Source organism: Microbacterium sp. MM2322, assembly GCF_964186585.1.
Taxonomy (GTDB): domain Bacteria; phylum Actinomycetota; class Actinomycetes; order Actinomycetales; family Microbacteriaceae; genus Microbacterium.
Genome location: NZ_OZ075067.1, coordinates 1,043,994 through 1,058,013 on the forward strand (window position 1 = coordinate 1,043,994; position 14,020 = coordinate 1,058,013).

Sequence of the window (14,020 nt, forward strand, 5' to 3'; positions counted from 1 at the left end):
AGGGCGTCCTCTTCGGAGGGCGCCCTTTCGCGTGTGCGGGGGATGCGCGCCCCTACACTGAGAACGTGCTCGAGAACCCCCGGTCGCCGCGCGTCCGCGCCGTGGCGAAGCTGACCAAGCGTGCCGCCCGTCAGGAGACGGGGCTCTACCTCCTCGAAGGCCCGCAAGCCGCCCGCGAAGCGCTCACGTGGCGGCCCGACACGCTGATCGAGCTGTTCACGACGCCGTCGGCGTGGGAGAAGCACGACGACATCCGAGACGCGGCATCCGATGCGGGTATCGAGGCGGAGTTCGCGAGCGAAGCCGTCATCGAGGCCATGGCAGACACGGTCACGCCGCAGGGAATCATCGCCGTGGCCCGTCAGGTCCCCACGTCCGTGCGCGACATCTTCGCCGATGACCCGAAGCTCATCGTGATCTGCGAGGAAGTGCGCGACCCGGGAAACCTCGGCACGATCATCCGTGCCGCGGATGCCGTCGGTGCAGACGCAGTCATCCTCACCGGCCGGACGGTCGACCCCTTCAACCCCAAGGTCGTCCGTGCGACGACCGGTTCGCTGTTCCACCTGCCCGTCGCGGTCGGTATCGAATTGGCGGATGCCACGGGTCGGGCCCGCTCGGCGGGGCTGCGGATCGTCGCGGCCGACGTCGGGGGAGAGGACTTCGTCGATCACCGCGGCACACTCGCCGAGCCGACCGCCTGGGTGTTCGGAAATGAGGCTCGCGGGCTGGACGATGACGCTCTCGCACTGGTCGATCTCTCGCTCCGTCTGCCGATCTACGGGAAGGCGGAATCGCTGAATCTCGCGACGGCCGCGAGCGTCTGTCTGTACGAGTCGGCGTTCGCGCAGCGCGCGAGCCGCTGACTCCGGATCATTACGGAACTGTAAACCCCTGGCAACCAGGCGGGTCTCCGGACGTCATGCCCCATAAGGTCGGAGGATGACCACTCCTGCTGCCGATCCTGCGCCGCGCACGTCGAACATCGATGTCCGCCGTGGCCAGCCGCTCGTCGTCATGACGAACGTGCAGAAGCACTACGGCGATTTCCAGGCCCTCACCGACATCGACCTGTCGGTCAACCGTGGCGAGGTCGTCGTCGTCGTCGGCCCGTCCGGGTCGGGTAAGTCGACGCTCTGCCGCACCATCAACCGCCTCGAGACGATCACGAGCGGGTCGATCACGATCGACGGCGCGGATCTCCCGGCCGAGGGCAAGGCACTCGCAGCCCTCCGCGCCGACGTGGGCATGGTCTTCCAGTCCTTCAACCTCTTCTCGCACCTGACGATCCTCGAGAACGTGACCCTCGGGCCCATCAAGGTCAAGGGCATGAAGAAGGCGGATGCCGACAAGCTCGCCCGCGAACTGCTCGACCGTGTGGGCGTCGGCCACCAGGCCGACAAGTTGCCGGCTCAGCTCTCCGGAGGCCAGCAGCAGCGTGTCGCGATCGCGCGGGCCCTGGCGATGAAGCCCAAGGTGATGCTTTTCGACGAGCCGACCTCGGCTCTCGACCCCGAGATGATCAACGAGGTCCTCGACGTCATGGTCGGCCTCGCGCAGGACGGGATGACGATGATCGTCGTCACGCACGAGATGGGCTTCGCCCGTAAGGCCGCTGACCGCGTGGTCTTCATGGCCGACGGGCTGATCGTCGAGGAAGCGACGCCGCAGGAGTTCTTCACCAACCCGAAGAGCGACCGCGCGAAGGACTTCCTCTCCAAACTCATCACCCACTGAGACGTCCGCGCCCTGCACCGGCGCGACGAATGACGAACGACACGAAACCAGGAGGATCACATGCGTAAGACTCGACTCGCCGGCGCCTTCGCCGGCATCGCGATCGCGGCACTCGCTCTCGCCGGCTGCAACAGCGGCAGCCCCACCACCCCCGGCGGCGCTGCCGGCGGTGACGACGACAAGGCCCTCTGGGAGGTCGCGAGCGACGTGAAGCTCGACGGCAGCCCGACGTTCGACCGCGCCTCGAAGGCCGACAAGATCGTCGTCGGTGTCAAGAGCGACCAGCCCGGCCTCGGCTACGAGGACGCCGTCTCCGGTGAGCGTTCCGGCTTCGATGTCGAGATCGCGCGGTGGATCGCGGCATCCCTCGGTTTCGACGAGGATCAGATCGATTTCCAGACGATCCCGTCGGCCAACCGCGAGCAGGAGATCGTCAACGGCAACATCGACTACTACGTCGGCACCTACTCGATGACCCCCGCTCGCGACGAGGTCATCGACTTCGCCGGACCGTACTTCATCACCGGCCAGGGCCTTCTGGTCGCCGCTGACGACGACTCCATCAACGGCCCGGACGACCTCAAGGACAAGGTCACCTGCTCGGTCACGGGGTCCACGCCGCTGCAGCGCATCCGCGATGAGTACAACGGCGAGGTCACTGAACGTCAGACCTACTCCGAGTGTGTCGAGCAGCTCCTGAACGGCCAGGTCGACGCCATCACGACGGATGAGGCGATCCTCGCCGGCTATGTCGCGGAGGACAAGGACAAGCTCAAGCTCGCCGGTAAGCCGTTCAGCGAGGAGCGCTACGGCGTCGGCCTTGCGGACGGTGACACCGTCCTGAAGGACCACATCAACAAGCTGTTCACCGACGGCGGCGATGTGTGGACTGCGCTGTACGACGAGTACCTCAAGCCGTCTGGCGTCGAGGCTGAACAGCCCGCGGTCGACTGACCTTCTCCCCTGGGGGCGCGGCATCACGCGCCCCCAGGGTCTCTGATCCTCTGAGACCTTCGAAAGGACCGCATGGGCGTCATCACCGACAACCTCGACTTCTGGGGCGAGGCGCTTCGTGGCACCCTCGTGCTGTTCTTCGGCGGTGGACTGCTCGCTCTCATCCTCGGCGTCATCGTCGGAGCGATGCGCGTCTCGCCGATCCCGATCGCACGCGCGGTCGGCACGGTCTACGTCAACACGATTCGCAACACGCCTCTGACGCTCGTCTTCTTCGGTTTCGCCTACACGCTCCCGCCCCTTCTCGACATCAGGTCGAGCGGAGTCGTGCAGGTGGTGTTCGCCGTTGCCGCCCTCGGGATCTACACGGCGACCTACGTCGCCGAGACGGTCCGTTCCGGGATCAACACCGTTCCCGTGGGTCAGGCAGAGGCGGCCCGCGCGCTCGGGATGACGTTCGGGCAGGTCATGTCGCTCGTTGTCCTCCCGCAGGCGTTCCGGTCGGTCATCCCGCCCATGATGAGCGTCTTCATTGCCCTCCTCAAGAACACGACGGTCGCTGCCGGGTTCTCCGTCATGAACCTCGGCTCCGCCCGTGACTGGTTGAGTGAGCGTGGCGAGAATCAGCTCGTCGTCATCATCTGCGTGATGGTCATCTTCGTCGCCCTGGTCCTCCTCCTCTCGTGGGGCCAGCGATCACTCGAGAACCGCTGGAGGGTGGCGCGATGAGCAGCAGCGTCCTGTATGACGTACCCGGCCCTCGGGCGATCGCCCGCAACCGGATCATCGGTGCGATCGTCATCCTGGTGGTCGCGGCGATCGTCGCCTTCCTCGTGTGGCGCCTCGCAGTGACCGGCCAGTTCGCCGCCGAGAAGTGGAACGCGTTCACCTACACCCGAATCTGGGAGCAGTTCCTCCTGGCCGCGGGCCGGACGCTGGCAGCGTTCGCCCTGGCCGCTGTCGGCGCGCTCGCCCTCGGGTTCCTTCTCGCGATCGGCCGTCTGTCGGCTCACGCCTGGGTGCGCGTCCCGGTCGCGGCGGCGGTCGAGTTCCTCCGGGCGGTACCTGTGCTCGTGACGATGTTCCTGCTGTACTACGGCATGCCGGTGATCGGCGTCCGTATGGAGGGGTATTGGGTCGTCGTCATCGCTCTCGTCGTCTACAACGGCTCGGTGCTCGCGGAGGTGATCCGCGCCGGTGTGGAGTCGCTACCGCGAGGTCAGTCCGAAGCGGGCTACGCGCTGGGACTTCGGAAGTCCGGCGTCATGCGTCTCGTGCTCCTGCCGCAGGCGATCCGAGCCATGATGCCCGTGATCATCGCTCAGCTCGTGGTGACGTTGAAAGACACCGCGTTGGGCTTCATCATCACCTACGAGGAACTCCTGTTCTACGCGAAGTACCTCGGGTCGCAGAACTCGCTCGAGCGCCCCATCGTCCAGGCGACGATCGTCGCGGGTGCCATTTACATCGGTCTGTGTCTCGCGCTGTCCGGTGTGGCGAAGCTGGTGGAGAAACGCCTCAACAGTTCTGGTCGCGGGCCCGGTGCCGGCCCTGCCCGGCCCCTGCACAACACGACCGACACCGAACTCATCGCCGTGCAGCTGAAGGCGAGTTCGAAGGATGCCGGCACAGGCCGAGCTGTCTGACGACTCACCGGCGGGCCGCACTCCGGCCCGCCGGTAGACTCGTCTCTCGTGTCCGACGCACCCGAGATCACCCCCGAGGCGGTGGATGCCGCCGTCTCAGACGCGCTGGCAGCCTTCGCCGCCGCACCCGACACCGCCGCGCTCAAAGCAGCACGATCGGCTCACACCGCGGAGGGGTCGCCCCTCGCCGGGCTGAACGCGCAGCTGCGGAACGTCCCGAACGACCAGAAGGCCGCCCTCGGCAAGCTCGTCGGCCAGGCCCGCGGGCGCGTCAACCAGGCGCTTGCCACCCGCGAAGCCGAGCTCGCCGCCGCCGAGACGGCCGCGAAGCTCGAAGCCGAACGCGTCGACATCACGTCGATCGCCCCGCGCGGACGCGTGGGGGCGCGGCATCCGATCTCGCTTCTGCAGGAGGAGATCGCCGATCTCTTCGTCGGCATGGGGTGGGAGATCGCCGAAGGTCCCGAGCTCGAGCACGAGTGGTTCAACTTCGACGCGCTCAACTTCGCGCCCGACCACCCTGCGCGACAGATGCAGGACACCTTCTTCGTCGACCCGGTCGCCCGCCACCTCGTCATGCGCACGCACACGAGCCCCGTCCAGGTGCGTTCGATGCTCGAGCGCGACGTCCCGATCTATATCCTCTGCCCGGGTCGGGTGTACCGCACCGACGAGTTCGACGCGACGCACCTGCCCGCCTTCACGCAGTTCGAAGGCCTCGTCATCGACAAGGGCATCACGATGGCGCACCTCAAGGGCACGCTCGATCACGCCGCGAAGGTCCTCTTCGGCGCCGAGGCGAAGACCCGGTTCCGCACCAACTACTTCCCCTTCACCGAGCCGTCCGCCGAGCTCGACCTGTGGCACCCCACCTTCCCGGGCGGCGCGCGCTGGATCGAGTGGGGCGGATGCGGGATGGTGAACCCCAACGTCCTCCGTGCCGCGGGCATCGACCCCGAGGAGTACTCGGGCTTCGCCTTCGGGATGGGCATCGAGCGGACCCTGATGTTCCGCAGCGATGTGCAAGACATGCGTGACATGGCCGAGGGCGATGTCCGCTTCAGCGAGCAGTTCGGAATGGTGGTCTGATGCGCGTCCCGCTCTCTTGGCTCGGCGAGTACGTCGATGTCGCACCCGGCACGACCCCCGAGGACGTCCTCGCCTCCTTCGTGTCGGTCGGCTTCGAGGAGGAGGACGTCCACGCGTTCGATCTCACCGGCCCGATCGTCGTCGGCCGCGTCGTCTCGTTCGACGCCGAGCCGCAGTCCAACGGCAAGACCATCCGCTGGTGCCAGGTCGATGTGGGCGAGGCGCACGGCGGCATCCGCGGAATCGTCTGCGGCGCGGGCAATTTCTTCGAAGGCGACAAGGTCGTCGTGACGCTCCCGGGTGCGGTCCTTCCCGGTCCGTTCCCGATCGCCGCCCGCAAGACCTACGGCCATGTCTCCGACGGCATGATCGCGTCCGCGAAGGAGCTCGGGCTCGGTGACGAGCACTCCGGCATCCTCCGTCTCACTGAACTCGGTCTCGACCCCGAGGTCGGCACCGACGCGATCGCGCTGCTCGGACTCGACGACGTCGCGGTCGACATCAACGTCACTCCCGACCGGGGCTATGCGCTCTCGATCCGTGGCGCCGCCCGCGAGTACGCCCACGCGACCCGTGCCACGTTCACCGACCCCGGGCTCCGTCCGTTCGAGGAGCTCGAGCAGCCGACCGGCGGCTTCGATGTCACCATCGACGACGCGGCCCCCATCCACGGCAACTCGGGCGCGAGCGAGTTCGTCGTCCGCATCGTCCGCGACGTCGACCCCTCCCGATCCACTCCGCCCTGGATGACGGCACGACTGTCGCTCGCCGGCATCCGTTCCCTCGGCATCCTGATCGACATCACCAACTACGTGATGCTCGAACTCGGCAATCCCATCCACGGCTACGACCTCGACACGCTCACCGGTGGCATTACCGTGCGACGTGCGGCGGCGGGGGAGAAGCTCACGACCCTCGACGGCAAGGAGCGCACGCTCGACGCCGAAGATCTCCTCATCACCGACGACTCCGGTCCCATCGGCCTCGCCGGCGTCATGGGTGGCGGAAAGACCGAGATGGGGGATGCCACGCGCAACGTCCTCATCGAAGCGGCCATCTTCGACCCGGTGTCGATCGCCCGCACGGCCCGTCGGCACAAGCTCCCCAGCGAAGCCTCGCGCCGTTTCGAACGCGGCGTCGACCCGCTCATCCCGTTCGTCGCGGCGCGCCGGGTCGCCGACCTCATGGTCGAACTCGCCGGCGGCACGCTCGACACGACCACGGGCGGCGCTCTCTTCGCCGAGGTGTTCGTCCCGTCGGTCGAGCTCCCGACCGCGTTCATCCCCGGCCTCATCGGCGTCGACTACACGTCCGACGAGATCGTCGGTGCCCTCGAGACGATCGGGTGCGAGGTCATCGAGGCCGACGGTGGCTGGGAGGTCATCCCGCCGTCCTGGCGTCCCGACCTGACCGATCGCTGGACCCTCGCCGAAGAGGTCGCGCGCCTTCATGGGCTCGACCGCATCCCTTCGATCCTTCCGACGCCGCCCTCGGGCCGTGGCCTCACCGCCCTCCAGCGCGGGCGTCGTCGGGTCGTGAATGCGCTGGCCGCTGCCGGTCACGTCGAGGTCGTCGCGTTCCCGTTCACGACCGAAGAGCAGAACGCCCTGCACGGCTCGCCGTCAGGGCAGCACCTTCCGTCGATTCGCCTGGCGAACCCGCTCGACGGCCAGGCGCCGTTCTTGCGTCGTTCCCTTCTGCCGGGTCTCCTGCAGATCGCACACCGCAACGTGTCGCGTGGCTTCACCGACCTGGCGCTGTTCGAAACCGGCACCGTGTTCACGCCGGCACCGGGGGCCGAGTACGGCACGACGACCGTTCCGCCGCTCGCCCAGCTGCCCGACGAAGCGACCCTCGCCGCGCTGCACGCGTCGATCCCGCCCCAGCCGCGCCATGTCGCCGTCCTTCTCCACGGCCACGCCGTGTCGAAGGCCCCGGGCCAGCAGGCGATCTCGTTCGATCTCGCCGACGCGCTCGGCGCCGTCCAGACGGTCGCGACCGCTGCGGGCGTGACGATCGACGTCCGTCAAGCGCAGCGCGCTGCCCTCCACCCGGGCCGCGCGGGTTCCCTCTTCGTGGGCGATGCCGAGGTGGGCTACGTGGGCGAGCTCCTGCCGACAGTCGCGGAGGCGGCCGACCTGCACGGGCGCGTCTTCGTCGCCGAGATCGATCTCGACTCGGTGCTGGCACTGACCCCCGCCCCGGATGCGGCGCCGTCGCTCGCGACCTACCCCGCCGCGACTCAGGACGTGTCGCTCGTCGTCCCCGCTGACCTCGCCGCCAGCGAGGTGAGCGGCGCGCTCGCTCACGGCGCAGGCGCGTTGCTGGAGGACCTCCGCCTCGTGGACGACTACCGCGGCGCGGGCGTCCCGGACGGGTCGAAGAGCCTGACGTTCGCACTGCGCTTCCGCGCCGACGATCGCACGCTGACGGCGGCGGAGGCCACGGAGGCCAAGCTCGCGGGTGTGGCTGTCGCGGCGGAGCGGTACGGGGCCTCGATCCGGGACTGACGCACCCCGCGGTCCGCTCAGCCGCTCGCGGTGTCGGTTCGGCGCCGTCCTCAGGCGGCGGCGCCCGGATCAGCCGCGATCGAAGCGCATGCCGCAGGCGTCGGCATCCACCTCGGTGGAAACCGTTCCCGTGCGCGCGAAGTCCGCCCAGACGCGGCGCACGGCGCGTCCGCGTGCGGCGACCTCCGGCCACGACTCCGGCGGCACGAGGCTCGTGCGCGTCCACGCCTCTCGCGTGCCGAGGATGAGCGGGACGTCGACCGTGTGCCCCACGCCGATGGGGCTGGATGTCGGAGCGGCCTCCAACACGTATCGCACCGCACGACCGCCCGCTGCGCGGTGGCGCTCGGCGAACGCCTGGACAGGCCGGGTGTAGACGAACCGCGTCATCGGGCGGACCATCGCCCCCATGAGGATCGCCCGGAGCGCTCGACCGAGCACCGGCACACGCAGGAGCGGCGCGATCACGGGCAGGGCCGGCAGGTACATCGCGATCTCGTCCCTGGTGGTCCCGATGAGGAGGTCGACCTCCGGCGCGACCGCGCGCCACGCGGCATCCCGGTCCTCCTCTCGGGGAAGCGGTGCGTGACCGTAGCGCGGACCCCACGGCAATCCCGAACGGATGCCGGAGGCCCACGACGCGCGCTCTGCCCGTGCCTGACGCCGCAGCACGGCATCCACCGGCGCGTTCGCAGGAAGCGCCCGCGTGATTCGCGCCATCGCGCGGAACATCCGCTCGCGCCCGGTCGTGATCCCGAGCGGCGGGCTCTGCACGATCGCCCTTCGGATGAGGCCGCGCGCACCGTCGCTGATCAGGAGGTGCAGGATCGCATCGGCACCTGCGGACTGCCCCATCGCGGTGATCGTCTCGGGGTCGCCGCCGAACGCGGCGATCGAGCCGCGGATCCAGCGCAGCGCCTCGATCTGATCGAGCAGGCCGAGGTTGGCGGGTGCACCGTCGTGGGGACGCCTCGGACCAGATCCGCCCCCGCCGAAGCCCAGCATCCCCAGCCGTGAGGTCACGGCGACGACGAGCACGCGCTGTTCGACGACGAGCGCGTGGGGATCGTAGATCGCCAGGTCGCCCGCTCCCGTCGTATATCCGCCGCCGTGGAACCAGACGATGACAGGCACGACCTCGCCGGAGCGAAGGTCGGCGGGCAGCGTGATGGAGAGGCGCTGGCAGTCCTCCGACTGCGGGACGCCGTCGAGGGCGCCCTGCATCAGGGTCTCGAGAATCCGTGACGACGGTTGCGGGCACGCCGGTGCGGTATCCGTCGCTCGCAGCACGAGAGGTTCACCGTCGAGTCCCGTCTGCGGTGCAGCCGGCATGGGCGGCGCGCCGCGGTCGGCGTTCGCGTAGGGGATCCCGGAATAACGGATCACGTCCCCGTCGCGGCGGCCGGTGACGGGGCCGGAACGCGTCGGGATCGGACCGGGAACAGCGAGCGGCGGCATCCGGCAACGCTACCCGTCGGTCCGCGAATCGCCGGCGATCCTCAGCGCTTGCCCCAGTTCCACGGCGGACCCTCCAAGCGTCCCTGGCCCGCCACCGCCGTCCCGTCGAGGCGGCGCTCGAGGGAGACCCGGTTGGCCTCGGGAATCGCGTCGACGAGGCCCGCCGCGTGCGATACCAGGATCACCTGCGTCTGCTCGGATGCCGCACGGACCAGGTTCGCCAGAGGTCCGAGCAGACTCGTGTGAAGGCTCGACTCGGGCTCGTTGAGGACCGTCAGTGGCGCCGGCCGCGCAGGCAGCAGCGCCGCGCACAGGAGCAGGTAGCGGAGCGTCCCGTCGGAGAGCTCTGCGGCATCCAGAGGTCTGAGGAGCCCCGGCTGCCGCACCGTCAGCCGGAGGACGCCGTCGGATGCCTCGACGGTCACCCGGCTGCCGGGGAACGCCTCGTCGACCGCGCGGTCGAGTTGGCGCCCAAAACCCGCGTCGACGACAGTTGCCCACACCGCCGCGAGGTTCGATCCGTCGTGGGCGAGCAGCGGCGACCGCGTGCCGACCTGCGGACGCCGGGCGGGCGCGTCGGCATCCACTCGGAAGTGGTCGTAGAATCGCCAGCCGTTCATGATGCGGCGGAGCCCCAGCAGCTCGGGTGCCGTGTCTCCCTCGGCGAGGTCGGTGATGATGCTCTCGAACGGCGCGAGCTTCTGATCGAGGGACACCCAGGCGCCGTCGCGGATGCGGGTCTGGGAGCGGAGGCGGTCGATGAGCAGGGTGGCGGGTTTGGCGAAGGGACCGGCGAACACCTGCTCGCGCTTGATCTCGGGATCGCGGGCGAACACGCTGTCCTGAGCGATCTGCGGGATGCCGAGATCGACGAGGTACCCCAGCTCATCCGATGAGAACCCCAGCTGCACGGCGATCGGGTTGCGGCGGACCGTGCCCTGATCGCCGCCCTCTTCCGGTCCCGCCCACAACAGTGACGGAAGACCGCCTTCACGGGCCACCGCGCCGACGAGGTCGCCCGTCGCCGCCGACGCGAGCAGGCGAAGCGCCCGGTAGAGGTTCGACTTGCCCGAGCCGTTCGGTCCTGTGACGACGGTGAGTTCGCCGAGCGGAAGCACGACATCGCGGAGGGACCGGTAGCCGGAGACGGCGAGCGTTCGGAGCATACGGACACTGTGTCAGGTGGGGCTGACATCGGAGCGAGGGCGTTCGCTAGGCTCGCCGGGTGAGTGAGCCACGAACCGTCCCCGCCCTCCAGCTCTCCGGTCTCTTCAAGCAGTTCGGATCGACTCCCGCCGTCGCCGGGATCGACCTCGTCGTCCCCGCCGGCTCGTTCTATGGGCTCGTCGGGCCGAACGGCGCGGGAAAGACCACGACTCTCTCGATGGCGACCGGCCTCCTCCGCCCCGACGCCGGTGGCGCCTGGGTGCACGGCATCGACGTGTGGCGCGACCCCGTTGCGGCGAAGCGCATCATCGGCAACCTGTCCGACGGCATCCGGCTGTTCGACCGCCTCACGGGCGAGCAGCTCATCACCTACACCGCGATGATGTTCGGCCTACCGCGCACGGAGATCGCGCCGCGCGTATCCGACCTCCTCGACTTGATGGACCTGCGACCGGCGGCCGGGACGATCGTCGCCGACTATTCCGCCGGCATGACCAAGAAGATCGCGCTCGCGTGCGCGCTCGTCCACGCTCCGCGTCTCCTCGTCCTCGACGAGCCGTTCGAATCCGTCGATCCCGTCTCGGCGGCGAACATCGAGGACGTCCTCCGGAGCTACACGGCCTCGGGCGGATCGGTCATCGTGTCGAGCCACTCGATGGACCTCGTGCAGCGCATGTGCGACCACGTCGCGGTCATCGCGGCGGGTCGAGTGCTCGCGGCCGGCACGATCGACGAGGTCCGCGGCGGGCAGAGCCTGCAGGACCGCTTCGTCGATCTCGTCGGCGGTCGTCACCAGAGCGAGGGGCCGCAGTGGTTGCGACAGTCCTGAAGCTCCGGTACCGCGCCCTCTTCAACACCCTCGCCCGGCGGCCCTGGCAACTCGTCGGGTTCATCTTCGGGGTGCTGTGGGGGCTCGGCATCCTGACCTCTCTCACCGCGGGCATCGTGTCGCTCAGCCTCTTCGGGTCGCTCGAGGCCGCGGCCGAAGTCAGCATCATCGCCGGGAGCGCGCTCATCCTCGGGTGGGTTCTCGGTCCCATCATCGTCGCAGGGATGGATACGTCGATCGATGCGCGGCGCCTCGCGCCTTTCCCGTTCACTCGCCGTCAGACGATGCTCGCGCTCGTCGGTACCGCGGTGACCGGCATCCCCGGGGTCGTCACGACCCTCCTCGCCCTGATCTCTCTCGTCCTCTGGCTCCGCTGGCCGCTGGCTGCCCTCGCCGGCATCCCCGCCGCCATCGTCGGGGTGGCGATCTGCGTCGTCGCCTCCCGCCTCGTCGCGGAGCTGTCCGGCGGGTTCGGAGGCAACCGGCGCGGGCGCGAGTTCATCGGCACGCTCGTCCTCGTCGTCGCGATGCTCTCGGGGCCTCTCCTCACGGGGATACTCGCTCTGCTCGACGGCGGAGGCGGCTCGTTGGGCGATCGGCTCGCCGCCGCGGCCGACGTCCTGCCGTGGACGCCTCTCGGGGCCGCGTGGGGCGTCGCTCCCGCGCTCGCCGCGGGTGACGGGCTGCTGGCCCTCGCTCGCTCGGGCGTTGCGATCGTCAGCCTGGGCCTGCTCTGGTGGGCCTGGTCGCGGGCGGTCGACGGCGCGACCTCGTCTCCGCCGCATCAGACGAGTCGCCGCGTGAAGGCGGGAAAGCTCGGACTCTTCGGCGTGATGCCGACCGGCGGCATCGGAGCGACCTGGGCGCGCTCGCTCACGGCCTGGCTCCGCGATCCGCGGTACATCCGTCAGCTCCTCGTCGTCCCCATCTTCCCGGTCCTGTTCGCCTTCATCGGGGGTGTCGACGGCTTGGGGTTCGCCGCGTCGCCCGTCCTGGTCGCCTTCATGCTGGCGATCGCGAGCTACACCGACATCTCCTACGACGGCACGGCGTACGCGACGGTCCTGGCGACCGGGATCCGGGGGCGGGACGATCGGCTCGGGCGTCTGCTCGGAGCGGCGTGCGTCGGCATCCCGCTCGTGGTCGTCCTCTCGGTCGTCACCGTCGTCCTGAGTACGGATGCCGGGCGTCTGCCGCTCGTCCTCGGCGCCGCTCTCGGGGTCCTGCTCACGGGGTACGGCGTCTCGGCGGTGACGTCCGCGATGATCATCACCCCGGTCGCCGCTCCCGGGGACAGCCCGTTCAAGAGCGTCCCGGGCCAGACCTTCGTCAGCGGCCTGATGGCGTTCGTCGTCTGGGCCGTGATCGGCGTCCTCTCCCTTCCCACTCTCGTGCTCGCCGTCACCGGCATGGTGCAGGGCGGCGAGGGCTGGGCGTGGGCGACGCTCGCCACGGGCGTGATCGTCGGCGGGGGAGTCGTCGTGCTCGGCGTGTTCCTCGGTGGACGGACGTTCGACCGCTCCGGGCCCGAGCTCTTCGATCGCATCCGGTCACTGCCGACATGAGCGACCGCGTCCTCGTTCTCGGCGGAACAGGCTGGGTCGGCCGCCTCGTCGCGCAGGCGTGGGTCGAGCGCGGCGCGCGGGTGACCGTGCTCGCGCGGGGCGACAGGCCCGCCCCCGCCGGGGCGGATCTCGTGGTGGCCGACCGCTCCGAACCGGGCGCGAACGACGCCCTCGACGACGTCGAGTGGGACGAGATCGTCGACATCTCCTCGAGTCCCGGCCACGTGGCGCAGGCTGCGTCCGCACTGGGCGAGCGTGCCGCACACGCGACGTACATCTCCAGTGTGTCGGTCTACGCCGAGGCCGATCGCCCCGGCGCCGACGAGCGCGCCGCAGTGGTCGAGCCGCTGGGCGACGGCGAGCCGTACGACTACGCGCGAGCAAAGGTCGCCTGCGAACACGCGGCCGCCGCGCTTGCCGTCCGCGTCGCCGTCATCCGCCCTGGCCTCATCGTCGGCCCCGGCGATCCGACCGACCGATTCGGCTACTGGCCGGCGCGGTTCGCGGCGGCGACCACCGAATCCGTCCTCGTCCCCGAGGCCGCCGGGCTTCGCGCACAGGTGATCGATGTCGACGACCTGGTCGCCTTCATCGTCTCGTCGGGCGCCCGCGGGTTCGACGGCGTGGTCGACGCCGTGGGGGAGTCGCATCCGCTCGGCCACGTCCTCGATCTCGCACGGGATGCCGCCGGCCACACCGGCGAGGTGCATGCCGCACCCGCCGACTGGCTCGAGCGTCACGGCGTCGCGCATTGGGCGGGCCCACGATCGTTGCCGCTGTGGCTGCCGGCCGAGGTGCGGGGGTTTGCGGCGCGGAGCGGGGCCGCCTACCGCGCGGCGGGCGGCGGCATCCGTCCCCTGTCCGAAACGATCGAGCGAGTCCTCCAGGACGAGCGCGCCCGAGGGGTTTCCCGTTCCCGCTCGAGCGGCCTCGAGCGCGCCGAGGAGCTCGCCCTCATCGAGTCGTTCGTCGCCGGTCGCTGACCTCGATTTGCGACGACGGATGCTGCGGCACTACCGTCGCGGTATGTCCTCGCCCGCGACCCTCACCGTTTCGACGGTGGTC

General features: G+C 69.5%; 12 protein-coding genes. 10 read left to right on the forward strand and 2 right to left on the reverse strand.

Going from position 1 to position 14,020, the window contains the following annotated elements:
* Positions 1–65: 65 nt before the first annotated feature.
* The 7 genes from ABQ271_RS05100 to pheT all read left to right on the forward strand — a co-directional run bounded on the left by ABQ271_RS05100 (position 66) and on the right by pheT (position 7,936).
* Positions 66–866: an RNA methyltransferase gene (locus ABQ271_RS05100; RefSeq protein WP_349310427.1), complete on the forward strand. Its 801-nt coding sequence runs from the start codon at positions 66–68 to the stop codon at positions 864–866.
* A gap of 151 nt (positions 867–1,017) precedes the next feature.
* Positions 1,018–1,737 (forward strand): amino acid ABC transporter ATP-binding protein, encoded by a 720-nt coding sequence (locus ABQ271_RS05105; protein ID WP_311869697.1) that lies wholly within the window; start codon positions 1,018–1,020, stop codon positions 1,735–1,737.
* A 60-nt stretch (positions 1,738–1,797) separates the two neighbouring features.
* Positions 1,798–2,691 (forward strand): glutamate ABC transporter substrate-binding protein, encoded by an 894-nt coding sequence (locus ABQ271_RS05110; RefSeq protein WP_349310428.1) that lies wholly within the window; start codon positions 1,798–1,800, stop codon positions 2,689–2,691.
* A 72-nt stretch (positions 2,692–2,763) separates the two neighbouring features.
* Positions 2,764–3,420: an amino acid ABC transporter permease gene (locus ABQ271_RS05115; RefSeq protein ID WP_349310429.1), complete on the forward strand. Its 657-nt coding sequence runs from the start codon at positions 2,764–2,766 to the stop codon at positions 3,418–3,420.
* Positions 3,417–4,337, forward strand: a complete 921-nt coding sequence (locus tag ABQ271_RS05120; protein WP_349310430.1) for an amino acid ABC transporter permease — start codon at positions 3,417–3,419, stop codon at positions 4,335–4,337. The genes ABQ271_RS05115 and ABQ271_RS05120 overlap by 4 nt, the downstream gene beginning before the upstream one ends.
* Before the next feature lie 48 nt (positions 4,338–4,385).
* Positions 4,386–5,426, forward strand: coding sequence for a phenylalanine--tRNA ligase subunit alpha (gene pheS / locus ABQ271_RS05125; protein ID WP_349310431.1), 1,041 nt, complete (start codon positions 4,386–4,388; stop codon positions 5,424–5,426).
* Positions 5,426–7,936 (forward strand): phenylalanine--tRNA ligase subunit beta, encoded by a 2,511-nt coding sequence (gene pheT, locus ABQ271_RS05130; protein WP_349310432.1) that lies wholly within the window; start codon positions 5,426–5,428, stop codon positions 7,934–7,936. Before pheS ends, pheT begins: the two co-directional genes overlap by 1 nt.
* A 69-nt stretch (positions 7,937–8,005) precedes the next feature.
* Here the strand turns inward: pheT and ABQ271_RS05135 are convergent, their stop codons facing one another.
* A complete protein-coding gene (locus tag ABQ271_RS05135) occupies positions 8,006–9,394 on the reverse strand; it encodes a carboxylesterase family protein (RefSeq protein ID WP_349310433.1) in 1,389 nt (462 codons plus the stop codon).
* Between the two features lie 41 nt (positions 9,395–9,435).
* A complete protein-coding gene (locus ABQ271_RS05140; protein WP_349310434.1) occupies positions 9,436–10,560 on the reverse strand; it encodes an AAA family ATPase in 1,125 nt (374 codons plus the stop codon).
* Between the two features lie 59 nt (positions 10,561–10,619).
* Here ABQ271_RS05140 and ABQ271_RS05145 point away from each other — a divergent pair, with 59 nt between their 5' ends.
* The 3 genes from ABQ271_RS05145 to ABQ271_RS05155 are packed head-to-tail and all read left to right on the forward strand — an operon-like array spanning position 10,620 to position 13,938.
* Complete coding sequence (locus ABQ271_RS05145) at positions 10,620–11,390, forward strand: ABC transporter ATP-binding protein (RefSeq protein WP_036313792.1); 771 nt, start codon at positions 10,620–10,622, stop codon at positions 11,388–11,390.
* Positions 11,372–12,955 carry a hypothetical protein gene (locus tag ABQ271_RS05150; protein WP_349310435.1) on the forward strand — a complete coding sequence of 528 codons (1,584 nt, stop codon included), beginning with the start codon at positions 11,372–11,374 and terminating at the stop codon, positions 12,953–12,955. The genes ABQ271_RS05145 and ABQ271_RS05150 overlap by 19 nt, the downstream gene beginning before the upstream one ends.
* Positions 12,952–13,938, forward strand: coding sequence for an NAD-dependent epimerase/dehydratase family protein (locus ABQ271_RS05155; RefSeq protein ID WP_349310436.1), 987 nt, complete (start codon positions 12,952–12,954; stop codon positions 13,936–13,938). Before ABQ271_RS05150 ends, ABQ271_RS05155 begins: the two co-directional genes overlap by 4 nt.
* Positions 13,939–14,020: the final 82 nt, after the last annotated feature.